This is a genomic window from Paenibacillus sp. 01T47 (genome assembly GCF_056398245.1).
In genome coordinates, this window is record NZ_JBFTPA010000005.1 from 270603 (window position 1) to 294261 (window position 23659).

Here is a 23659-nt window from a genome sequence, read left to right on the forward strand (position 1 = left end):
TTCTCGATAGACTTTCGCTTTGATGACAATGTGTCGCTGGATGAAGATATTAACCGAAGAGGACAAAAGGTAGATTAGGAGGAACAACCGACGGCAGACATTCGAGCTGCCGTCGGTTTCATGTGAAAGGGAATTTTTAGCTGGTAACAGTGAAGATAACCGTTTGCTTAGGTCCCTTGTTTCCTATCTTGTCTATCGCATACACATCGATCTCGTAGGTTTGGATCAGTGCCTCATACGGAATTGGATAAGACCATGTGAACGATCCGTCTTCTTCGCGTTTCATTGCATCGTAAATCCCGTAATCCGAAATTCTTATGATCGTTTTGTCGATCTCGATGCTATCCCCGAGATTGCCGTACTCCACTTTAAGTTTTGCCCAATCTCCGCGTTTTCCTTCATTCGGCGTAAAGATAGCTTTCAATTCGTACATTTCATGCATGAATATCAACTCCTTTTAATTTGTACTGACTAGTCAGTATTATCATATTCGGGACAATAGGCTTTGTCAAACGATTATATCCATCATTGCTTCGAATATTAAGAAATGAGAACGACCTAAAAATCTAACTATATCTCTTCATATTGAACTGGAATCTAGAGGATCGGAGGATGAGTGTGACGCTTGTCTCGAACGTCGATCAGACAGTCGATTTTAGAGTAAGGGGCGGAGAAGTGAGTAAGTTGAAGTTGCTTGCAGGTGAACGCTGGAAGATGGACAACAAGCCATGTTCTGAACTCTAATGGCCTTCTGGTCAGCAATCAGTTTCGATTTCTAAATATCTGACTACGAGATTAATATTTGTATAAGACAGTTCGACGGATTTGGACAATGATCTTAAAAAATGCCCGTTGTTCAGGTAGGATTCCAAAATTATGATGGAAGTGAAATTTAATTCAAGCGCTCGAATCCAGTGCAACAGCTCGGATGGGTTGGAAGGACGCATACTCGGGGAGTGAAACAATGAAATACTTACTAGATGTCGGCAATCAACGAAAGCCAGTATTGATCGAAGGCCATCTAAAAATGGGAGGCACCAATCCGGCGGGAGAGGAAATCAACGTGAACAGCTTGCATCTCACCCGCGAAGGAAAGCCGTGGCTGCCGGTTATGGGGGAGTTTCATTTCTCCAGGTTTCCTCATGGACAGTGGGAGGAAGAGCTGCTTAAGATGAAAGCGGGTGGCATCCAGATCGTCGCTACTTATATATTCTGGATCTATCATGAAGAAACAGAAGGTCGCTTCGATTGGTCGGGAGACAAGGATCTTAGGAAATTCGTGCAGCTCTGTCAGAAGAACGAATTGGAGGTTCTTGTTCGCATAGGCCCATGGGCGCATGGCGAATGCCGTAATGGAGGCTTTCCGGATTGGATCTATGGAAGATGCGCGTTACGGACAAACGATGATGACTATTTGTGGTATGTTAGAAGGTTTTACGGGGAAATTGCTAAGCAGATCGAAGGGCTGTCCTTCCAAGATGGCGGCTCGATCGTCGGTATGCAATTCGACAACGAGTTGACGGATAACCCCGAGCATTTGCGAACCTTAAAGAGTATCGCGCGAGAATTGGGCATGAAAGCTCCTTTATATACGGTTACAGGTTGGGGAGGCCCAGGTGGAGCACGGATTCCGAAGGACGAAATGCTGCCGCTATTCGGAGGTTATCCGGATCATCCTTGGGAAAAGCATACAAACCAACTGCCTCCAGGACCGCATTATTTCTTCCATTCAGTACGCAATGATCCGAGCATCGGCAGCGATCTGTTCGGCGAGAAAGCCGTTGATATTAAAGATTTGGAAGACATCGAACGTTATCCCGATGGCTCTTGCGAGCTTGGGGGCGGCGTGCAAATTACCTATCATCGGCGTCCCATCATACAGGCGGACGACGTTGGTGCGATGGCGATGATTAAGATAGCTAACGGGTGCAATCTGCTGGGCTATTATATGTATCATGGAGGAACCCAGCCGCTCGGAGAACTTTCAACGATGCAAGAATCCAATCCCCAAGGCAATCAGTTGCCCGTACGGAGCTACGATTTCCAGGCGCCGCTCGGAGAGTTTGGCGGAATCAGGGATTCTTATAGAAAACTAAAGCGGCTTCATTTATTTCTACACGATTTCGGAGATAGGCTGGCGCCTATGGCTGTGGTTTTTCCGCAAGTTCGGCCTTCATCCTTGGAGGATAACGAGACGGTACGCGTCGTAGCGAGAGCGCAAGGAGATAGCGGCTTCCTGTTCTTCAACAACTACCAGAGACTGACGGAGATGAAAGACAAGGATGACGTACAGGTTGAATTGCGGTTGCCCGGAGGTGAGCTGAACGTTCCTGCAAATGGATTTACGCTTAAGAAGGACGGTTACTTCTTCTGGCCATTCCATATGGATATGGACGGTGTACGTTTGAAATATGCGACCGCACAGTTGTTATGTAGGCTTCGCGGAGATGGGGAGACGCTGTATGTATTCTTCGAGGTTTCTGGCGTGCGCCCCGAATTCGCCTTCGAATCGGATACCGTTTCCGATGTCGAATTGAAAGAGGGAACTTTGGTTCGGCAGGATGGTACGCTCGCCATTTCCGATCTGAAACCGGGGTCTGGCTGCGAATTCGCTGTTCGCTCTGTTGCCAGTCATGTCGTTAAGGTGCTGACAATAACCGAAGAGCAGTCGCTGCATTTGTGGAAGGGCCGGGCATTTGGAGGTGAACGGTTAATTCTATGCGAAGGAAACGTCGTGTTTAAGGAGAAAGGATTGCGCATTAGCGGTACTGAAGCCGACCGGATGGCATTTGCTGTTTATCCTCCTGTTAAACATAGCATCACTTGTCAGGGCGTACCGTTGGAGTCCTCACAAGACAAAGAGGGGATATTCCAGGTGTTCAAGCCGATCCTGCAAACTCGTGAAGTCGAATTCTCATGGAAGCGGATCCGTGATTCTTCGCTAAACGGAGATTTCTTCAAATATTTATTCGAAGATAAGGGGCAAGAAGGAAAAGCTCCTGAATGGGAGATTCGTATAGATGCTTCGGCATTCAATGAAGCGAGCGAAATCACGTTGATCGTCGATTTCGTAGGAGATGTAGCACAAGCCTATATTGCCGGACAATGCGTCGCAGATCAGTTCTATAACGGCGTCCCTTGGAAAATAGGCTTAAAGAGATTTCGTGATCAATTGGCGAGCCATTCGATTGTTCTGAAAATTTCTCCTCTATTAAAGGAGAGAGACATCTACATGCCATCCAGACCACTGGAAGATCGCCAGCCAGAGATTTTGGCGCTTTCTGCGGAAGCGGAGTATGCGATTAGCATAGACAATGGCAATCGGAGGGTTTAAAGGATCTGAATGATATGAATGTGGGTCAGCTTATAAAGAATGTGCAGATAACTTAGCTCCAAACGTTTCGGTAAGTCAAGTAAGCGCAGGCTAATAAGGGATTCTATGAGCATGAGATGCTGCTTGGCCAATACGGCTAACCAAACGAATAGCCCAACTGAAGCAAATTCCCAATCCCCTAATAACTTAGGGGTTAGGGATTTTTATGTTTTATGTAAAGCACCTTAATATCGGATACCTAAGTGCTAATAAATGATCCGTATTCATTTAATGAAAACGTTTTATAATTAAGACTATAGAAAGGAGGCAAACATGAAAACGAATTCACATCCTGTTACATGAACCTCTCTGACCAGTCCTTTACCAGACATATTCAGCAGACGTTTCAGAAAGCAGATCACGTTTCAAATATTTGTGTGGCTAGGACTTTTTTATAAAGTATTTAAACAATAGGTTGGCGTAACCCCCGGCAGTTATCGGGAAACAACAAAGAGGAGTGAAAGTGAATGAATATGTATTTTGACAAGCCGGCAGATGTATGGACAGAGGCGCTGCCTGTTGGGAATGGGCATCTAGGGGCGATGATTTTCGGCGGTGTGGAAAGAGAACGATTACAACTAAATGAGGATACGCTTTGGTCAGGTCCCCCTAAGGGAGATAATAATCCGAATGCATTAGCGGTGTTGCCCGAAGTTAGGAAGCTGCTGCAAGAAGAGCGATATGAAGAAGCAGACGAGCTAGCGAAGTCTATGTTGGGCCCCTATACACAATCCTACTTGCCATTAGGAGAACTCATACTCGATTTTTATCATGGTGATCTAGCTACCGAATACAAACGAAGCCTTGAATTAGCGACTGCTATTGCCCGTGTTGAGTTTAAGGTGGGAGATAACCGTATCATTCGTGAGACGTTCTGTTCTTACCCAGATAAGATACTTGTAATGAGATTAACTGCCAGCAAAGCTTCGTCGCTTAACTTCTCTGCTAGGATGCAGAGTCCGCTAAAATATCGAATGTCTGTGCGAGATGATAGTCTCGTCATGAATGGCCGCTGTCCGGATCATGTGGATCCAAGCTATTATTGTACCGATAACCCAATCGTATATAAAGAGGAAGTGGAAAGTGAGGCTATTCGCTTTGAGGCGGGGCTAACCGCAACAGCGGATGGTGGAATGATAGAGCTGGATGATAGCGGTATTCATGTCAGTAAAGCCTCTTCGGTTATGCTTATATGGACTGCTGCATCTAGCTTTAATGGTTATGATAAGTCGCCTACTCATGAGGGGAAGAATCCGTCCGAGGAGGTTGCAAGACGATTATCGCTAGCGGCAGCACAGTCCTATGATGTGCTGAAGGATAAACATCTTGCCGACTACAAGCCTTTGTTTGATCGTGTCCAATTGCAATTAGATTCGGCTTCATCGGAACATGAATCAGAGATACCAATTAATAAACGGATTAGGATGCACGGGGCTGATGATCATGGACTCATAGAGCTATTTTTCCAATATGGACGATATTTGCTTATTGCCAGCTCTCGGAAAGGAAGTCAGCCGGCTAATCTTCAAGGGATATGGAACCGAGAAACGAGGGCGCCGTGGAGCAGCAATTGGACGCTGAATATTAATGCGCAAATGAATTATTGGCTTGCAGAGACCTGCGGATTACCCGATTGTCACGACCCATTATTTGATTTGATTGACAGTTTGAAAATTAAAGGAAGTGAGACAGCCAAGGTGCACTATGGCATAAGAGGCTGGACAGCTCATCAAAATACTGATATTTGGGCACAAACAGCGCCTGTAGGCGACTATGGGCATGGTGATCCAGTCTGGGCACTATGGCCGATGGCGGGAGCATGGCTATGCAGTCATTTATGGGAGCATTATTTATTTGGCGGTAGTCTCCTATTTCTTAAAGAGCGTGCATATCCGATTATGAAGCAGGCGGCTCTGTTCATAAGTGATTATTTAACGGAGGATCATCAAGGCTCGTTAGTCACATCGCCTTCCACTTCTCCCGAGCATAAATTCAAAAATCCTGCGAATGGCAGCTTAGTTGGTGTGTCGACGGCAAGCGCTATGGATATGGAACTTATTTGGGAGCTGTTTACAAACTGCGTTGAAGCTGCAGAAGTGCTGCAGGTGGATGAGGCGTGGCAGAAGGAGCTGCTCAGCAAGAGAGATAAGTTAGCTCCGCTTCGAATCGGAAGAGGAGGCAGACTCCAAGAATGGTCTGTTGATTTCGATGAAGAGGATCCCCATCACCGCCATGTTTCTCATTTATATGGCGTTTATCCGGGCAGTCAATTTACGAAAGATCACGATAGTGACTTGTTCAAGGCAGCTCGTCGCTCTTTAGAAATTCGGGGTGATGAAGGAACAGGTTGGAGTCTCGCATGGAAAGTTGGACTATGGGCACGCTTTGGCGAAGGCAACCGTTCTCGTAAATTAATTAGTCACTTGCTGCGAATTGTTGATGAGAGGGACCCAGATAGAGGGCATGCTGGAGGAGTTTACCCGAATCTTTTCGATGCTCACCCTCCATTTCAGATTGATGGAAACTTTGGGGTAACGGCTGGCATTGCTGAAATGCTGCTGCAGTCACATGCAGGGAAGCTGCAACTGCTGCCGGCTTTGCCGGATACTTGGCAGACGGGAAGCGTAACAGGCTTGCGTGCGCGCGGCGGATTCGAGATAGGGATCGAATGGGCAAGTGGTAGGCTTTCGCAGGCCAAGCTTGTTTCAAAGCTAGGACGCAATTGTACGATAGATGCTGAAGTAGAAATTGAAGCTATCAATAATGGAGTAGTTATAGCTAAGTCGGAGCAGCATATTAAGAAAATTTCTTTTCCTACAGTTGCAGGTGAACAGTACATAATTAGACCAATTTCTGCTTTGTGATATCAAGCTTAATGATCAGACAATTTCCGGACTTTTTATGTAAAAGGATTTCGCAAGAAAATGGATAGGAATAGCAAGTTAATCATTTAATCTTCTAAATAGGATGAAAAACATCCCGCCCCCTTGCATTTGAGGGTTGCCGAGCACAAACGAGTCACGATTTGAATAAAAGACATTGATGAGCAGGTGCTACGGTAACCTGCTCTATTTATTGAGCTAACGGAAGCTAGTATGAGGCAGCGTACGTGCCTTTTTTCTCGAAAATGTACAATCTCATGAGTGACTTTTTTAACATTTGATGCCTATTCCAGAAATTGCAGATTGGAAGTAGAAATATATGAGGGCGGTTTTAGCTTTTGACGATTTATCAAAGTTCCATCTTTTTATATAAAGGAGGGAGAGTGTGCTGGGCAAATGGGAGAACACTTAGATCCGAATGTTGGAGTGGGTTCGTGCCGGGTGACGAGGGGGAGTAAAGCTGGCTTTAACCAAGTTGTTCGGAACAAAAAACGGAAATCGTACAGGGGTGGGAGCGCAACCGTTTCATGCCAGGGGATACATTGCGCGGACGGAAGCGGTGACGGTACTGCTGGGAATATTGAACTTTTGGGAGTTGAACTGAATATGAAAGCTTTAATTATTTCGGATATTCACAGCAACGTCTATGCATTGGAAACGATCCGCAAAGCAGAACAAGGCTGTGACTTAATCTATTGCGCGGGAGATCTCGTAGACTACGGTCCTTTCCCGCGGGAAGTTATCGAATGGGTGCATAAGAACGATGCAATTTGCGTTCGCGGCAATCACGACGACATTATTATCGACCTATACCGAAACGGTAATAGAGGTCATAATGTGGCGGCGGATAGTATCAAGTGGGCACATTGCAATGCAAGGCTGCTCGGTGAAGCGGAAATTTCCTTCCTAGAAAGCATACCAGTCTACCGCACATTCGAAATGGATGGCTATCGTTATACGATGCAGCATCTGTACGACAACTATTTGACGATTGACAGCTTGCCCAAGTACGACGCTTTCTGGGAGGAACGCAGCGGCGAGACAACAGAGGATACAGGAGATCGCCGCATTATTTTCGGACATACGCATCGCAGATGCATTCATTATTTGAGCGACGCCAGTTTGTGGCTGAATCCGGGAAGCGTGTCCTACCGCCGTCGCGACGATCCGTCGAAAGAAGCGCACTATTTCACGATTACCGATGGCAAAATTGCAATGAAAAGTCTTGTCTATGATCGCACGCCTCTGCTTGAAGCAGCACAAAAGTTGCTGTTGAAGGAAGAAGAGATGAAGGTTGCCTACTTTTTTTTCGGTTAAGCTGGCTGGTAAACAGGCAACTGCAATGGGGACGTATCCACGATTTGATATCGGGATACGTCCTTTCTCATGTTTTGTCCACCGGCAGGTTGCGATTTACAGGTTGCAAGGCGATTATTTTCGCTATTTTTGAGCCTCAGTTTACTTTTTTATGATTGTTTCATTTTTTTACACTATGGCATGGGAAACGTATCTTTCATAATAGAGGTTGTGAAGTTGCTGATATGATCCTGCAGAGGCTGCGGATCATATCAGCCTATTTAATAGGAAGCAGGTGGGAAGATGACTACTATTTATTGGGTGTCGAGTAGCGACGAGTTGGCGGCAGCCATGGGCCGGGCAGAACCTGGTTCCACGATCTTGTTGGCAGACGGCGTTTACGAGCGGAATGAAGACTATATTATTGAAGGCAAAGTGGGATCGGACACCGCAATATTAAGCATTCGCGCTTTCAATAAAGGAAAAGCGACGATAACTGGCGAATCAAGTATACGCATCTTGAACTCTGCTTATGTAGAGGTATGGGGGCTGCTATTCCAGGTCGAGCAGCGCGAATCTATCATTCTGGACGGTTCGCGGCACGTGAGGATTGCGCGGAATAGATTTGAGCCGCGACAGGTTGGGGCGGAGTACAGCCTGCTGTCTGTGGTGGGAAGCGGCAGCGGCTGGAACCGAATCGAACGCAACGAGTTCGGGCCAAAGGCCGACCTTGGACCGCTCGTCATTTTTGATGGCGACGGGGAACAAATTTCGCAGCATGATGTTATCGAATATAATTATTTTCATCATATAGGCCCACGAGTCGTCAACGGGCTTGAAGCGATCCGGCTAGGCTTGTCCGGAATCTCTCTCTCGAACGGTTATATTACGATTCAACACAATCTGTTTGAAAATTGCGACGGAGAGCCCGAGATTATTTCGGTAAAAAGCTGCTATAATACAATTCGGTACAACACATTCCTTAACTCCGCCGGCCAAGTGACTGCGCGGCACGGACATGGAAACCGTTTTCATCACAATGTGTTTATCGGTGATGGCATGAAGGAAGAGATGGGCGGGTTTCGCATTTACGGCAACGACCATCACATTTTTGATAATTATATGGAAAACTTAACGTTGGATGCGCTGCTCATTGACGGCGGTAACTACGATGGGGGTCCGGATGGCTATCCGGAGGCGCCGACGCAGCAGGAACTGAGGAAACATTGGCGCGTCTATCGCGCGCATGTCGTGAATAATACGATTGTGAATTGTCGTCATGGTATTACGCTGGGCAAGCGGATTCCTTATGCGCCTGAGAATTGTGTAATCGCTTACAACCGTGTATGCGGCAAGGAGCAACAGGCCATATATGAATACCGGCCGTCTCCGGCGGTATGTATCAACAATCAGAAAGCGGAAGTCGAGGATATTCGTTGTCCGGCCATTCTAACAAGAATTGACGTCGGTCCCGACTCCGACTAAAGCTAACATGGAGGAGAACCTATGGCCCAAACTCGAAACCGGTGGACGATCTATCTAAAGCAGCTCCGGCACAAAAATCGCAGCGTATTTCTGACCTGGATGCTTTCATACATTTCGGTGCTGCTCGTGCCCATTCTGATCAGCGGCGTTATATACGGCGCGACGCTGAACGTTGTAAAGGCCGAAATTAACCGCGCCAACCAATCCATTCTTGTTCAGATGGAGCAAGCCATAGATAGCCAGTTCAAAGGAATCGAGAGCCTAAGCCTCGAGGTGAGCCTCAACAGGCGAATCGCATCATTTATTTCTGCCGATCCCATTTTGTCTGATTCAGATCACTACGAAATATACCAAATCGCAAATGATTTGCGCGTATATGAAATTGCTAACGATTTTCTTGAAGGCATTTATATTTATTACAAAAATAGCGATACGGTCATCGCCCGCAACAACCGTATGAACATCGAAGCGTTATACGACCATATCCGCCTTGAAGAGCAAATGCCGTTCCAGTCGTTTCAAAAATATTTTGACCAATGGTACATTAAAGGCTACCACTCGGTTGTTGTATCTGAAGAGAATGAGTGGAGGCCTACGGTCATGTATGCCCAAAATGCGACATCAACGATCATGAATCAGCCGGGAGCTGTCTTGCTATTTATGATTGACCGCAGCAAGCTGCTGGAGCAAGCGTCGGTGCCTGAGGAAGGCACAATCTTTATTTTGGATGAAGACAACCGGTTCATTGCGTCTACGGGCGAGTCGCTGGCGGAACCTGCTCTACACTACAGCGATATGCCGGAAGAATCGGGGCAACTGGAGATCGAGGCTTCCGGTCGCAGGCTTGTTGCATCCTATACAACCTCTTCCATTACGGGATGGAAATATGTGATGACGCTTCCGGCGGGCGTATACCACCAGAAGATGAACGTAGTAGAGCAATTGACGATCGCAAGCATCTTGCTTTGCCTTATTATTGGCGGCGGCGTAACGTATTGGCTGCTCAAGCGGAACTACCTGCCGATTCATGCGCTCATTCAGAGCTTGTCGTTCAAGGCTGGTGTTACATTCGATCGCGGCTCAAATGAATACTCCTTTCTGGAGCAGGCGCTGAGCAGTACCTTCCATGAGAAGGAGGAGCTTCATAACAAGCTGAATCAGCATAACAATACACTCAGATCGCATTTCCTGCAGCGGTTGCTGAAGGGGCAGCTCGACAGCCATATCCCGCTGCACGAATCGTTCTCAGCCTATGATCTGCGCTTCCCGCTGGGCGGATTTTCTGTTATCTTGCTGCGCATCGAGCATTTCGGCAAGTTCCATCGGAAGGATGAGGATCAGGTACATAACAAGCGGTTGCTGCACTTCCTGATCGCCAATGTGGTCGAGGAGGTTGCGCGAAAGTCCGTTAACGCCTATGCGGTAGAACTGGACCAGGAGCTGCTCGCCTGCATCGTCAACCATCAGCTTGTTTCGCCGGAGGAGCAGCGGGGGGAGCTGGAGCACATCGCGGAAGAAACGATGTCGTTCATCGCAAGTCATGCCGATGTCCAGTTGACCGCTGCCATCAGTGCACAGCAGGAGGGCGAATATGGCATCTTTCAGGCGTTTCAGGAAGCGGTCGAGGCGATGGAATACCGTATCATTGCAGGCAGCGGGGGCATTATTCATTATGCGGACCTGAGCGGCAGCGACAACCAGGGGACTGCTCCTGGTGGTTATTTTTATCCTCTCAAGGCCGAGCAGCAACTGATCGTTATGGTTCGCGAAGGCCAGCTCGATAAGGCGAAAACGTTTGTCGGTGAGATTGTACAGAAAAATGTTACGACAGAGCCGTATCCTTTCCATACAGCGAAATGTCTCATGTTCGATCTGATGGCTACGCTGCAAAAAGTAATCGGAGAAATCCGCATCGCGGGCAAGCCGGATATGCCTGACGGAGTGCGCGCCATCGAACGCCTGATGCAATGCCAGACGGTTGGGGAGATGCGCAGCCAGCTATACGATATGCTGGAGCTTTTGTGCGGCTACGTTAATAATAACCGCGAATACTGCAGCAATCCGCTAATCGATAAGGTCATGAAATATGTTAACGAGTATTACCAAGACGAGAACCTGAACATTTCCATGATCGGGGAAGCCTTCTCCATGACGCCGTCGTATGTTTCCAAACTGTTTAAGGATCTTGCGGGCGAATCTCTGCTCGACTACATTAACAAGACGCGGCTGGCGCAGGCCAAATTGCTGCTTACCAGTGAGAAATATAATGTCAGCGAAATATCGCTGATGGTCGGTTACAACGATGTGAATACCTTCCACCGCATATTTAAAAAGTTCGAAGGCATTACGCCCGGGCGCTACAGGGAAGTCAAGTAGCTCTCGGGCTTTTTTTCAAGAAAAAGCGGTTAACTTGCGGTTTTGCTACCCTCATTTTTGAGAAATTGCAGTATATTTGAGGTTTTGACAATGGTTTGTGGCACTGAATTAGCGTTACGATGAAAGCGTATTCACACCAACATATTCGATACGAAAAGAACGGAGGGGCACAATGGCGAAAAAACGTAACGGCAAGATGCACAAAGGGCTGCAGCTTACACTGGGGATCACAATGGTACTCTCATTGTTGTTAACCGCATGCACTAGTAATGGGGGCTCCGGCAACAAGGACAAGACAGAGCCAACTCAAAGCGCCGTCAGCAATACGGGCGGAAATGACGAAAGCAAAGGCAACGAGGGAGCGAATAAGCCGGTTTATCCGCTGGATACCAAAGATACGTTCTCGTACTGGGCTCCAATCAACGGAAACCTGATTACATTTACAACGAATCTGGCGGAAGCGCCAATCGGGAAGGCGATTGCAGAAGCTACCGGCGTGAAAGTAACCTACATCCACCCGACTGACGGTCAAGCGGAAGAGCAGTTTAATTTGTTGCTCGCTTCCAGCAAACTGCCGGATGTGCTGGAGTACGACTGGAGCATCTATCCAGGTGGACCAGAAAAGGCGATTGCAGACGGGGTTATCGTACCGCTCAACGATTTGATCGATAAATATGCGCCTAATCTAAAGAAGATGCTGGAAGCTGATCCGGATCTGGATAAAATGGTGAAAACCGACAGCGGTCAATATTACGCCTTCCCGATGGTACGCAACTCGGAAGGCGTAGTCTTCCGCGGACCAATGCTGCGCAAAGACTGGCTGGATGAGCTGGGGCTGCAATTGCCTGTAACGATAGATGATTGGCATAAGGTCCTAACGGCGTTCAAGGAGAAAAAAGGCGCCGCAGCACCGCTCACGGCACTATACGCGAACAAAATGAATTTACAGGATGCGTTTTTCGGCGCATACAAAACGTCGCACGGCTTCTATATTGACGATCAGGGCAAAGTGAAATACGGTCCGTTAGATCCGCAATACAAAGATGTTTTGGCGTTGTTCCGCCAGTGGTATTCCGAAGGGCTGATTGATAAAGACTTTCCAATCGTAGAGCGCAACACGCTGGATAAGCGGTTTCTGAACGGCGAGTCCGGCGCAACTGTTTACCTGCTGGGCGGCGGCATGGGCAAATGGCTGGAGTCCGGCAAAGCACAAAATCCGGATTTTAATCTCGCAGCGGCTCCTTATCCGGTATTGAAAGCAGGCGAAAAACCATTCACCGGACAGCGCGATTTCAAATATAACCCGAAAGCAAGCGCGGCCGTGACGACATCAGCGAAAGACCTGGAAACGATCGTAAAATGGCTGGATTTCGCATTTAGCGAGCAAGGAACCATAATGTACAACTTCGGCGTTGAAGGTGAAAGCTACACGATGGACAACGGCGTCCCGAAATTTACCGATATGATCGTGAAAAACGAAAAGTACACTTCGCAGCAGATGCTGGCGCAATATACAGTTCCGAATGGCCCGTTCCCGATGCATGAGCAAAAAACGACCAACACGTTTACGCAACAGGATGAGGCGGTCAAGGTTTGGTCGGAGACCGATGCGGAGAAACATATCTTGCCCGCGTTCATTACGCCTACTGTAGATGAGAGCAAGAAGGTAGCGCAGACGATGACGGCAATCAACACGTATTTGGAAGAAATGTTTATCAAATTTTTAATGGGCAACGAACCGCTCGACAAGTTCGACAGCTTCGTGAAGCAGCTGGAAGATATGGGCATTCGCGATGTAATCGACATCTATCAAGGTGCCTTGGAACGCTACAACAAAAGATAACTCCATGTATCGTCTTGCGGTAGGCTGCAGGCCGCCGTGGGGACAGGGGGTGGTGCAACCATCCCCTGCCGATGATGCTGCATGTAGACAGGAGGAGTAGGAGATGGCTCAGTTGAAGCTGGGACGCAGCAAAGTCGCGCATGCCGGGCGTCTGCCGCTTAATATCGCGAAAGACATAGTTAAGAACAAGTATTTGTACATCATGCTTACTCCTGTTTTGGCATATTTCATTATTTTTCAATATTTTCCGATGTACGGTGCGATTATTGCGTTCAAGGATTTTAATCCCAGGCTTGGAATTGGGGGCAGCGCGTGGGCAGGGCTGGGGCATTTCAGAGACTTTTTTGGCGGAATGTATTTTTGGCGGGTGTTTAAAAACACTCTGATGATAAGCTTGTACGATCTCGTTTTCGGTTTTCCCGCTCCGCTTATTCTCGCCTTGCTGCTTAATGAGGTGAAAAATGCGCTGTTCAAGCGTTCGGTTCAGACAATCACTTATTTGCCGCATTTTATTTCGCTTGTCATTATTTGCGGCATGATCAAGGATTTTACGAGCAGTGACGGCGTCATTAACGATATTATCGCATTTTTCGGCGGCGAGCGGATCACGATGCTGCTGGAGCCGTCTTTTTTCCGGACGATCTTCGTTTCGTCGAATATTTGGCAGCATGTAGGCTGGGGTACAATTATTTACTTGGCCGCGCTGTCTGCGATCGATCCCGAGCAATATGAAGCTTGCAAGATCGATGGCGGTGGACGCTGGAAGCAGATGCTTAATGTTACTCTACCGGGGTTGCTGCCCGTCTTCGTTATATTGCTCATCCTGGACATTGGCCGAATTATGAGCGTTGGCTTCGAGAAAGTTATTCTGCTGTACAACCCGACCACTTATGTGACAGCGGATGTCATTTCCTCGTATGTGTACCGAGTCGGGCTTCAAGATTTTCAATTCAGTTTCAGCTCAGCAGTCGGATTGTTCAACTCCGTGATTAACTTCGCGCTCGTTATCGGCTCCAACTGGATAAGCCGGAAGTTGAACAATACGGGCTTGTGGTAGAGGAGGGTTCGCATGCGAGTAAGCTTGGGTGAACATATATTCCGGGTTTGCAATACGCTGTTTTTGTCCGTGCTCATGATTGCAACAATGTACCCAATTCTGTACGTGGCATTTGCTTCATTCAGCGAACCGGCGCTGATGATGGCGCATAAGGGTATTCTTTGGAAGCCACTGGGCTTCTCGCTTGAAACATACGGGGCGGTATTCAGCAACCCGATGATCCTGCTCGGCTATCGCAACACGTTATTTATTGTCATTGTAGGCGTGGCTCTCAATTTGCTGCTCACTTCCTTCGCCGCATACGCCTTGTCCAGAAAAACGTTGCAATATCGCAAGCAGCTTACGCTCTTTATCGTGTTTACGATGTTTTTCAGTGGTGGATTAATTCCGTTCTACTTGCTGGTTAGAGGGCTGGGCATTACGGACTCACTGTGGGCGCTAATCCTGCCTACAGCAATAAGCGCGTTTAACCTCATTATTATGCGGACTTCGTTCGAGGCGGTGCCGGATGCGCTGGAAGAGTCGGCCAAGATCGATGGCGCCAACGACTTTGTCATTCTGTTCCGCATCTTCCTGCCGTTATGCAAGCCCGTGCTTGCAGTGGTAGGCCTGTATTACGGAGTAAGCCACTGGAACTCGTGGTTTAATGCCATGATCTTCCTTCAGGATCGGTCGATGTATCCGCTGCAGTTGATCCTGCGAGAAATATTGATTATCGGCGAGGCGAGCTCTATGGCGGAGGGAGCATCCCAGGATGAGATCATCATACTCGGCGAGACATTGAAATACGCCACGATTATGGTAGCTACCCTTCCGATTTTTTTGGTATACCCGTTATTGCAAAAATATTTCGTGAAAGGCGCCTTGATCGGTGCCATCAAAGGTTAGGATAAGGAGTGGAGTTTTGAGATGAGCCATGAAAATGTGAAGCTGAAACCATCCGAGCTGTCGGATTGGTGGGATAAAGTGAAGATTAAAGTTGATCATATGATCGAAGCGGGCTGGACAGAAGCGCCGCATGTTTCGGCAGCGGGCAAATATGACCAGATCAAAGTGGATCAGTGGATTTCGGGCTTTTGGCCGGGCATTCTGTGGATTCTGTACGATATGACCGGAGAGCGGCGTTATCGGGAGGAGGCAGAGCCTTGGGATGTAAGCATGGAGCAATGTTACTTGCGAGACAACCATTTCCACCACGATGTTGGCTTTCAGTTTCTGCCGACATCGGTTATTCGCTACAAGCTGACCGGCGACGAGGACGCACGGCGGCGCGGGCTGTTTGCCGCCAACTATTTGGCAGGCAGGTACAACCCGGTCGGACAGTTCATTAGAGCGTGGCCCCGCAACCAGACGGGATGGTCGATCATCGATTCGATGATGAATTTGCCACTGCTGTTCTGGGCGAGCGAAGAAAGTGATGATCCGCGATTCAAGCATATTGCGGTTGCTCATGCAGATATGGTGCTCCGCTCGTTTATAAGAGACGACGGCTCGGTGCATCATATCGTAATCTTCGATCCGGAGACGGGCGAAGTGGAGCGTTATGACGGCGGACAGGGCTTCGCGCCGCAATCGTCCTGGTCGCGTGGCCAAGCTTGGGCGCTCTACGGGATGAGCTGCGCTTACCGTTATACGGGGGAAGCGCGTTACTTGAATGCGGCGAAGCGGGTGGCGCATTATTTCATTAGCGCATTGGCGGAAGACGATGTGCCGCATTGGGATTTCCGTGCAGCGGCCGACTTGACGGACGAGCCGCGCGACACCTCGGCGGCAAGCTGCGCGGCATCCGGACTGATCGATATCGCGTCGCAGGTGCCTCCTGAGGAAGCCGCTTTATATCAGCGCGCGGCCACGCGCATTCTGCGCTCGTTGTCGAACAACTACAGTACGTTCGATCAGCCGGAGTATGAAGGCATTCTGCTCGGTGCAACCGGGCATAAGCCAGTCAATAGCAACATCAACGTATCGCTGATTTACGGCGATTACTATTATATTGAAGCTTTGGCGAAGAGCAAGGGCTGGAGCCAGCATATTTTTTGAGCGGGATCATGGGCCGTATTAACGAAGCCGGGAGGACAGGTAGCACCTCCCGGCTTCCGTATTCTTGAGAGGAGGTGCGGACGGAACGAAGGGAATGATTCAATAACCATCAATTCATAACGGAAAGGATGAAGAATTATGGGAACCAAAAGTATGACATGCATGATTTTGCTCTGTATGCTAGTTGCGTTAATGCCAGGAGCGGCGAGGGCGGCCGATGCGAAGTTCACAATTAGCAGCTCCAGCGTGACGGCGAGTGGACATGACGGCAATGTTCCGGCCAACACGGTGGACGGCGATTTCGCCACACGTTGGTCAGCGAATGGCGACGGGCAATGGATTCAGTACGATTTGGGCGTAAACCGCAAAGTGTCTTCCATTAAAATTGCTTTTTTGAATGGGGCAAGCCGCACTTCTACTTTTGATATTTTGACGTCTACGGACGGTTCCGCCTTCACGACCGTCAGCAGCGGAATTGTGAGCAGCCTTGTGGAAGGCCTGCAAACGTTCGATTTTCCGGATGTCGATCCTGCCCGCTATGTGCGGGTCGTTGGGCACGGCAATTCCTCCAACCTGTGGAACAGCTATACCGAAGTTGAACTGTACGGCACCGCGAGCGGCCCTTCGCCGGGTGCAAGCAAGCTGGCGGTTACTGTACCGCAGCTAATGGCTAGTGGAGATGACGGCAACATCGTCGCGAATACGATCGACGGCGATCTTGGCACGCGCTGGGCGGCGAGTGGCGACGGGGAGTGGATCCAATATGGCCTTGGATCGAGCAAGCGGGTGGAATACGTGAAGATCGCCTTCACCAACGGGGCAGAGCGAACTTTCAGCTTTGATATCCAGACTTCCTATGATGGCTACAACTTCAGCACAGCACTTTCGGGAGCGGTCAGCAGTTTGAGCAACAGCTTGCAGACATTTGATTTTGCCGATGTGGCCCCTGTACGCTACGTTCGTATTGTTGGCCACGGCAACTCGGTGAACGCATGGAACAGCTTCGCAGAGGTCGAAATTTATGGCAGCGATTCAAGCGGCAGCGGTAGCGAAGGGACGGTTGTCGAAGTTAGCACTTCCACGCAGCTCACTGCCGAGCTTGCAACCGCTGCGGCGGGTAAAACGATTGTGCTGGCAAACGGCACGTATTCGCGTACAAGCCCGTTTGCTGTTCAGAACAAAAACGGCACCGCCAACGCTCCAATCGTCATTAAGGCGAAAAACCGCGGCCAAGCTATCATCTCGGGAGCGTCGGGCTTCCGCGTCGAAAACTCCTCGCATGTGGTGCTGGACGGATTAAAGTTTACGAACATAAGCAATAGCGCAGTGGTGCTCGAAGGCTCGCACCATGTGCGACTGACCCGTAATACATTTGCGCTGCCAAGCTCGGGCGGTGGCCTGATGTGGCTGCAAGTGCGGGGCACGAACAGCCATCATAACCGCATCGACCGGAACGACTTCGGAATGAAGAGCGACACCGAACCGCTGATCGCTTACGAAGGACAGGATGGTTCAGGGCAAATTTCGCAATACGATATTATCGAATACAACTATTTCCATGATGTAGGCCCATGGGTAGCCAACGGCAAAGAGACGATCCGTCTCGGCTTGTCCGGTCTAACGCTCTCCCACGGCTATAATACGATACAATATAATGTATTTCAGAATTGCGACGGCGAGCCGGAAATTGTTTCGGTGAAGAGCAGCAGCAATACGGTGCGCTTCAATACATTCCTGACGTCCAAGGGCAGCCTAACGCTGCGGCACGGCCATAACAACAGCGTATACGGCAACTTCTTCCTCGGGGACGGCGTCGAGTCGGATCAGGAAGGCATCCGGATGTTCGGCAATGACCATAAGATTTATAACAACTACTTCGAGAATTTGACAGGCGAAGCAATCTATTTGCCTAACGGCGATTTTGACGGAGGTACTGGAGGCTCTCCACCAAGCCCGACGGTCGAACAATTGCGCAAACAGTGGAAAATTTACCGGGCGCTTATCATCAACAATACGATTGTAAACAGCACAACCGGCATCGTCATTGGATCGGGCAAAGCGTATGCTCCGCAGGATTCCGTCGTGGCGAACAATCTCGTGCGCAACAGCACCGGCACGCTTTATTACGAGGCGGCGACAACGAATACGCTGTTTCAGGGCAACATCGGGTATGGCAGCACCATCAGCAACATATCGCGCAGCTCGGGGCAGATCCGAAATATCAATCCGCTGCTCACTACGGTGAGCGGCATCCAGAAGTTGTCCGCAAGCAGCCCAGCGATTGACGCCGCTTTAGGGACATACGCGTTCGTGCAGGAGGATATGGACGGCCAAATGCGGGCGACAACGGATGTGGGGGCGGATGAATATTCCAGCGCGCCTCTGCTGAACCGCCCGCTAGCGGCAGGCGATGTGGGGCTGAATACGCCTTAGGGTAATAGATGAGCAAGCATGCCGGCGGTCGGTCCGCCGGCATAACTATGTCGTTCCATAGCTGTGAGGAGCAGGCCGGTTATTCACTTTATTTGAAAGGATGGGAGACCATGGTTCGCAGAAGCTATGGAGCAGAGGGAAAAGGCGAGGTGACGTTACATGCATACTGACACGATGCTGCCGGCTCCGCGTGGCGGCGGCTTCCGAATGGAAGGTTATTGGATATGGTGTGGTTCCGTCGTGCAAGGCGAGGACGGCAAATTTCATATGTTTGCCTCGCGCTGGCCGAAGACTCTCCCGATGCACCCCGGCTGGATGACGGCTTCAGAGATTGTCAGGGCGGACTCGGATACGCCCGAGGGACCGTACCAATTCCGCGAGGTGGCGCTTCCGGCGAGGGGAGCGCAATATTGGGACGGACGCTGCACGCACAACCCCCATATCGTTAAGCATAACAACAAATATTTACTTTATTATACGGGCTCGACCCATCCGCTAGGCGATCCGGAGCCGCCCGAAAATTTCGGGTTAACCGATCCGCAATGCATCGTGGCGCGGGCGAACAAACGGGTAGGCCTGGCTATCGCAGACAGCGTATTCGGCCCTTGGTACAGAGCGGACGAACCGATATTGCCAACACGTCCCGGCCGATTCGATAGCTTTCTGACCTCCAATCCGGCTCCGTGTGTCCGGGAGGACGGTTCCGTGCTGCTGATCTACAAGGCACGAAGCTACGAAGGCAACCTGCATGGCGGCATGACGATTGGCGTCGCGTATGCGGATCACTATGAGGGACCATACCGGGTGCTGAGCGGAGAGCCGGTGTTTCCCCCGGAGTCGTTCCATATTGAAGATCCGTTCATCTGGCAAACAGCGAAAGGATACCATTTGATCGCCAAAGATATGGAAGGGCGTCTATGTGGTGAAAAATACGGCGGCATCTACGCGGGGTCTCCAGACGGGTTGAAATGGAGCTTGCATGGACAGCCGCAAAGCTATTCCCGGACGGTGCGATGGGATGACGGCACGGTGCAGACGCTGGGAAATCTGGAGCGGCCATTCCTGCTCTTCCAGAACGGAAAGCCGACTCATCTGTTCGCGGCCGTCTCGGACGGCAATGACGGTTTTATGGACGCTTCCGATACATGGAACATGGTTATACCTTTAAAGCAATGATACATGGGGGAGTTTGCGGTGAGCAATTGCGTGGCGTCAAGCGATTGTTATGTGGCTATGACGTATAACCACTGCACTGAATTGATCGAAATGTAGTATGTTATCCATATTTGTATATGACAAAATTGCATAAAAGAGTGTTACAGAAAACCCGATCCAATGAGATCGGGTTTTCTGTAACATCTTTAAATATGATAGCGCTCTTCAAAACAGAATTATGAATCACTATCCACTTGTCTCAAACAAACCTCCGACTCGTTTTCATCCCATCACAGCGAAACACAATCTTTTTATCCTCAATAAACGTCTCTAGATGAACATTCTTCCCCAGAAGCTGAACGACATGGAGAAGCGTGCGCTCCACATACTTCAGATCCTTAACCATCAATCTAGGGAAACCACCGTTTACTTTTGAATAAACAAGTTGATCGCGAATTTTCTCCCACGATTTATTGGATATAAGCGAGCACATGGGCGACGATAAGTACATTTTGAATTAGAGATTCATAACCGGGGGGCAGTCCCGTCTATCCCCCTTTAGGACACCTTTTTTGTACCTCTTCCTGCTAGTTAATCTGTACCAGCTGCCATTGCTGATTGAGATTGCCGCTGTATAAGTTTTGCTGAATATTCGCGCCATCAGTCGTGGAGGAGCCGGCGACTTCTACCGCTTTGTTGCTATTCACATTCAAGATGCTCCAGTAACCGTTGCTGAGCTTGATCAATCGGAACTGCTGCGCGGTATTGGAGAGATCCTGCATAAGCTGAATCGCTTCCCCGTTGTTTTTTGTCCCGTTACGAACATCCATGACTTTGTTGTCAGTTGAGCTTACGCTTCGCAATTCGTAATAGTTATTGTAGGTGCCTTGATCCGTGACGATCCAGCGCTGAGCTGTCGTATTATTGTCTGCTCGCTGTTGAAGCTGCAACGCGTTAGTATTCTGGCCGCCTGGAACCTCGAGTATTTTACCCGAAGCACGGTTGACGAGCTTGTAAGTTGCGCCATTCGTGACTCCATTCCATATACCATTCCAAGGATTGAACTGCGCACGTTCATAGTACCATTCGAATATAAATCGGGCCATGCCGTCCCGGGCAGTGTTGCCATCATACATCAATCCGCCTGTTGGGTCTGCAAATGAGCTTCTCGTGCCGGGATTCAACAAAAATCCATTCATATGGACAGCGATGCTCACATTGCCCGCTGCCGTGAAGATCGCTTTGGTATTTTTGCCGAAGCCTGCGTTCGAGCCGTTGAACAGATCCCAGTAGGAAGAGTCTCCCGGTTGGGTCTTGAACCAGGTTGTCTCCGTAATATTAATTGGATAATTATCAGCGCAAGGCTTAATATTGGTATCCCATTGCTGTTGCAAAGGAGTGTAGTCATCATAAGCGCCATAGCCCGGATACCAATGTACGGAATAACCTATATTGTTCAGTGAATCCGTCAATGGATAGGCTGCGCATAGCTGATAGTATTGATCCCAACCAAGTCCCGATGCCCAGATGACGTTATCCGCGCCTTTGCTGCGAATTGTGGAGATCATGGAATTTTGGAAATTTTTGAGCGAGTTCCAGTACGCAATGAAATTGGATTGGGAAGGATGACCGCCCCAGACGCCATTGACATCAGACAGCACGGGCTCGTTAATGAGCTCGAACATAACATTGTCAGCGCTCTTGATTCCTGGCTGATCAGCGAGGTAACCCCAAATCTGATTAAACTTTGCGAGATTGGCAGGGGTTGTTGCTTGGTTGTTGCTTAAAGTGAAATCTAGGCCGAGGGTGACATACAGGCCCTTGGTCTTGGCATAGTTGATATAAGGAATGATGACGTTCTGAGTAACGGCTTGCAGGCCGGCAAAATTGTACGTGCCCGCCGCTACGTCGCCCATGTCTTCCCGGTCAATGAATAGACGTACCTGATTCATATACCATCCATGGTTGTTGCCGTATTTGGCCGAGGTGCTTGTAAAGGTGTCGGTGATATCTTTCAAATACGCTAAGATCGCCGCATGTCGATTCCCGCCATTCTGATTCAGGTAGTAATTGCTGTTCTGGTACGTCCAGTAAGCGCCCGAAGGCTGATGCCACCCGCTTAGCAAAACAGGCTGTCCACTGCTGTTCACCAATTGGTTGCCGCTTACATGGAGCTTGGACATCGGCATGCCAACCCACGCATCTGCCTTCTTGCCGCTCAGCAATAATGGCGACATCACTAGCGCCACAAGCAGCAGAAGCTTCATTGCCAAACTGACTTTCTTTTTAATCATTAATACTCATCTCCTTTTTTTGTTTTACATATGTTAATTCATGGTAGTACAAGGGTGTGGTGAAGCATACGGTGGATGAGGTACCCAGAGCTGATTCAGAAGTGAAGAATAACGATTCATAACCATTTAGACTTCAGGAGAGGAGAAGATGAAAGAGGTGAATTATTTGTAAAATTAATATGTATGCGCTTACAAAATTGAGTTTACTATTCGTTTGACACTATCAACAACCTGTCTAATTATGGTTCTGAAACCCTTCTAACTCTATCTTTAACGTACAAGTGATAGTAACAATTGACAGGTTGTTTGTTCATTATGGAAAGTTTATACTTTTCGCAGTTAAGTAGGTGTAAACAGGAAGGGGAAGGAAAAAGGATGAGTTCAATTAACTATGATTTGCTAAGACGTGCCGTTCCGACGAGTTATGACCAGTACAGGGAAGATATTTCCCACGGCAAAATTGAAACGGTTGAATATTTCTCTAAGACAATAGGATGCAAGCGTAGAGCGATGATTTACATCCCTCCAGGTTACCCGGATGGTCAAGGGGAATATAACGTTCTTTATTTATTGCATGGTATCGGCGGAGACGAAGAGGAATGGTACAATCATGCGGGTCCGCAAGTGATTCTTGATAATTTGTATGCAGACAATAAACTTGCGCGCATGATTGTGGTTCTACCTAACGGCCGTGCCATGCAGAACGACCGAGCGGAGGGCAATTTATTCGACGCGGACAAATTAAAGGCGTTTGAGGATTTCGAATTCGATTTGCTTTATGATCTCATTCCTTATGTGGAATCGAACTATACGGTTCTGACGAGGAGAGAGAACCGTGCTCTAGCCGGTTTATCGATGGGAGGAGGACAATCGCTCAATATCGGATTAGGCAATCTAGATCATTTTGCTTGGATTGGAGGTTTTTCCTCTGCGCCAAACACAAAGGAACCCGAGTTGCTTGTCCCGAATCCGGAAGATGCGGCGGCTAAGCTGAGTTTGCTCTGGTTGTCATGCGGACTTCTGGACAATCTTAAGCATGTCAGCGACCGGACACATGCCTATTTGGAGAGGAACGATGTACCCCATATTTGGTACGAGGAGAGCGGCGGCCACGATTGGCCGGTTTGGAAAAACGATTTATACCATTTTTCCCAACTCATTTTTAGATAGCCTGTCTAGCGTCTGATCCCTTAGAGGTACACGAGTGAAATAATAACCATGGTATCATGACAATTTGGATTCTCAACAATCGGAGCATCACCTTATTAAGGTGATGCTTTTGTGATGTTTTGTTCCACTTTTGATTGTAAGACGAAACACGAAGAATAGACAACGAGGATGATATTTGGAAATCAGGTTAAGAGGTAACTTTCTAATAAATGAGATCACCTGAGATAGAGAATTCCAATTTCCAACTTCATTATA

15 protein-coding genes and 1 pseudogene are annotated in these 23659 nt (G+C 48.7%); 13 read left to right on the forward strand and 3 right to left on the reverse strand.

The genetic code is table 11. The annotated features are described in order from the left end of the window. Window positions 1-136: 136 nt before the first annotated feature. Entirely contained in the window at window positions 137-442 is a 306-nt protein-coding gene (locus tag AC1DOV_RS13130; RefSeq protein WP_477508909.1) for a hypothetical protein, read from the reverse strand. A gap of 170 nt (window positions 443-612) precedes the next feature. Between AC1DOV_RS13130 and AC1DOV_RS13135 the strand changes: the two genes are divergently transcribed. The 12 genes from AC1DOV_RS13135 (at window position 613) to AC1DOV_RS13190 (ending at window position 19961) form a co-directional block, all read left to right on the forward strand. Continuing rightward, the gene (locus tag AC1DOV_RS13135) at window positions 613-744 is read left to right on the forward strand and encodes a hypothetical protein (protein ID WP_477508908.1); all 132 of its coding nucleotides are present in this window, start codon (window positions 613-615) and stop codon (window positions 742-744) included. A 220-nt stretch (window positions 745-964) separates the two neighbouring features. Continuing rightward, window positions 965-3334, forward strand: a complete 2370-nt coding sequence (locus AC1DOV_RS13140; protein WP_477550155.1) for a beta-galactosidase — start codon at window positions 965-967, stop codon at window positions 3332-3334. Between the two features lie 506 nt (window positions 3335-3840). After that, window positions 3841-6237, forward strand: a complete 2397-nt coding sequence (locus AC1DOV_RS13145; RefSeq protein WP_477550156.1) for a glycoside hydrolase family 95 protein — start codon at window positions 3841-3843, stop codon at window positions 6235-6237. Between the two features lie 624 nt (window positions 6238-6861). Beyond that, complete coding sequence (locus AC1DOV_RS13150; protein WP_477550157.1) at window positions 6862-7572, forward strand: metallophosphoesterase family protein; 711 nt, start codon at window positions 6862-6864, stop codon at window positions 7570-7572. Window positions 7573-7854: 282 nt separating this feature from the next. Next, on the forward strand, window positions 7855-9036 hold the full coding sequence (locus tag AC1DOV_RS13155; RefSeq protein WP_477550158.1) for a polysaccharide lyase 6 family protein: 1182 nt from the start codon (window positions 7855-7857) through the stop codon (window positions 9034-9036). Between the two features lie 21 nt (window positions 9037-9057). Beyond that, window positions 9058-11412: an AraC family transcriptional regulator gene (locus AC1DOV_RS13160; protein WP_477550159.1), complete on the forward strand. Its 2355-nt coding sequence runs from the start codon at window positions 9058-9060 to the stop codon at window positions 11410-11412. A gap of 172 nt (window positions 11413-11584) precedes the next feature. Next, the gene (locus AC1DOV_RS13165; RefSeq protein WP_477550160.1) at window positions 11585-13255 is read left to right on the forward strand and encodes a type 2 periplasmic-binding domain-containing protein; all 1671 of its coding nucleotides are present in this window, start codon (window positions 11585-11587) and stop codon (window positions 13253-13255) included. Between the two features lie 103 nt (window positions 13256-13358). After that, complete coding sequence (locus AC1DOV_RS13170) at window positions 13359-14312, forward strand: ABC transporter permease (protein WP_477550161.1); 954 nt, start codon at window positions 13359-13361, stop codon at window positions 14310-14312. Between the two features lie 12 nt (window positions 14313-14324). After that, the gene (locus tag AC1DOV_RS13175) at window positions 14325-15200 is read left to right on the forward strand and encodes a carbohydrate ABC transporter permease (protein ID WP_477550162.1); all 876 of its coding nucleotides are present in this window, start codon (window positions 14325-14327) and stop codon (window positions 15198-15200) included. A gap of 21 nt (window positions 15201-15221) precedes the next feature. Then, the gene (locus tag AC1DOV_RS13180) at window positions 15222-16352 is read left to right on the forward strand and encodes a glycoside hydrolase family 88 protein (protein ID WP_477550163.1); all 1131 of its coding nucleotides are present in this window, start codon (window positions 15222-15224) and stop codon (window positions 16350-16352) included. Between the two features lie 138 nt (window positions 16353-16490). Further along, window positions 16491-18785 (forward strand): chondroitinase-B domain-containing protein, encoded by a 2295-nt coding sequence (locus AC1DOV_RS13185; RefSeq protein WP_477550164.1) that lies wholly within the window; start codon window positions 16491-16493, stop codon window positions 18783-18785. A gap of 207 nt (window positions 18786-18992) precedes the next feature. Further along, window positions 18993-19961 carry a glycoside hydrolase family protein gene (locus tag AC1DOV_RS13190; RefSeq protein ID WP_477550165.1) on the forward strand — a complete coding sequence of 323 codons (969 nt, stop codon included), beginning with the start codon at window positions 18993-18995 and terminating at the stop codon, window positions 19959-19961. Window positions 19962-20199: 238 nt separating this feature from the next. Here the strand turns inward: AC1DOV_RS13190 and AC1DOV_RS13195 are convergent. Beyond that, window positions 20200-20421 (reverse strand): annotated as a pseudogene (locus AC1DOV_RS13195) (stage V sporulation protein R); the annotation flags it as partial. A gap of 106 nt (window positions 20422-20527) precedes the next feature. Continuing rightward, window positions 20528-22234, reverse strand: coding sequence for an RICIN domain-containing protein (locus tag AC1DOV_RS13200; RefSeq protein WP_477550166.1), 1707 nt, complete (start codon window positions 22232-22234; stop codon window positions 20528-20530). A 375-nt stretch (window positions 22235-22609) separates the two neighbouring features. Between AC1DOV_RS13200 and AC1DOV_RS13205 the strand changes: the two genes are divergently transcribed. Further along, a complete protein-coding gene (locus tag AC1DOV_RS13205) occupies window positions 22610-23404 on the forward strand; it encodes an alpha/beta hydrolase (protein ID WP_441880443.1) in 795 nt (264 codons plus the stop codon). Window positions 23405-23659: the final 255 nt, after the last annotated feature.

Excerpts from the sequence above, each read along its gene's own strand:
- AC1DOV_RS13130 (WP_477508909.1), bottom strand. The coding sequence starts at position 442 with ATGCATGAAATGTACGAATTGAAAGCTATCTTTACGCCGAATGAAGGA.
- AC1DOV_RS13135 (WP_477508908.1), top strand. The coding sequence starts at position 613 with ATGAGTGTGACGCTTGTCTCGAACGTCGATCAGACAGTCGATTTTAGA.
- AC1DOV_RS13140 (WP_477550155.1), top strand. The coding sequence starts at position 965 with ATGAAATACTTACTAGATGTCGGCAATCAACGAAAGCCAGTATTGATC.
- AC1DOV_RS13145 (WP_477550156.1), top strand. The coding sequence starts at position 3,841 with ATGAATATGTATTTTGACAAGCCGGCAGATGTATGGACAGAGGCGCTG.
- AC1DOV_RS13150 (WP_477550157.1), top strand. The coding sequence starts at position 6,862 with ATGAAAGCTTTAATTATTTCGGATATTCACAGCAACGTCTATGCATTG.
- AC1DOV_RS13155 (WP_477550158.1), top strand. The coding sequence starts at position 7,855 with ATGACTACTATTTATTGGGTGTCGAGTAGCGACGAGTTGGCGGCAGCC.
- AC1DOV_RS13160 (WP_477550159.1), top strand. The coding sequence starts at position 9,058 with ATGGCCCAAACTCGAAACCGGTGGACGATCTATCTAAAGCAGCTCCGG.
- AC1DOV_RS13165 (WP_477550160.1), top strand. The coding sequence starts at position 11,585 with ATGGCGAAAAAACGTAACGGCAAGATGCACAAAGGGCTGCAGCTTACA.
- AC1DOV_RS13170 (WP_477550161.1), top strand. The coding sequence starts at position 13,359 with ATGGCTCAGTTGAAGCTGGGACGCAGCAAAGTCGCGCATGCCGGGCGT.
- AC1DOV_RS13175 (WP_477550162.1), top strand. The coding sequence starts at position 14,325 with ATGCGAGTAAGCTTGGGTGAACATATATTCCGGGTTTGCAATACGCTG.
- AC1DOV_RS13180 (WP_477550163.1), top strand. The coding sequence starts at position 15,222 with ATGAGCCATGAAAATGTGAAGCTGAAACCATCCGAGCTGTCGGATTGG.
- AC1DOV_RS13185 (WP_477550164.1), top strand. The coding sequence starts at position 16,491 with ATGGGAACCAAAAGTATGACATGCATGATTTTGCTCTGTATGCTAGTT.
- AC1DOV_RS13190 (WP_477550165.1), top strand. The coding sequence starts at position 18,993 with ATGGAAGGTTATTGGATATGGTGTGGTTCCGTCGTGCAAGGCGAGGAC.
- AC1DOV_RS13200 (WP_477550166.1), bottom strand. The coding sequence starts at position 22,234 with ATGATTAAAAAGAAAGTCAGTTTGGCAATGAAGCTTCTGCTGCTTGTG.
- AC1DOV_RS13205 (WP_441880443.1), top strand. The coding sequence starts at position 22,610 with ATGAGTTCAATTAACTATGATTTGCTAAGACGTGCCGTTCCGACGAGT.